The following is a 256-nucleotide window of genomic DNA, read 5'->3' on the forward strand; positions in this document are numbered from 1 at the left end:
TTCAGAAATGAGATTCTGTGCCGCGAGGAGGAAGAAAATATTCTGATGCGGCATGATTTAGCAATTGAAGAAAAAATCATTGTCAATTTCCCAGTCGATGTAGTTTTTACTTGGGTAGATGACAAAGATCCCGAATGGGTCGCACGCTATAATTATTGCAGAGAAACCTACTGCGGAGATATAGGACTACATGCCAAAGATCCTGCAAGATTCAGCAATCATGACGAACTGAAATATTCCCTGCATTGTGTCATTA

General features: G+C 40.2%; 1 protein-coding gene. It reads left to right on the top strand.

Annotation, left to right across the window (positions count from 1 at the left end; all coding sequences use genetic code 11):
- Positions 1-256: Stealth CR1 domain-containing protein (locus N7568_RS24430; protein WP_261612252.1), on the top strand; the 256-nt coding region annotated here is incomplete at both ends.

The organism is Paenarthrobacter aurescens, assembly GCF_025421775.1.
Classification (GTDB): domain Bacteria; phylum Actinomycetota; class Actinomycetes; order Actinomycetales; family Micrococcaceae; genus Arthrobacter; species Arthrobacter aurescens_B.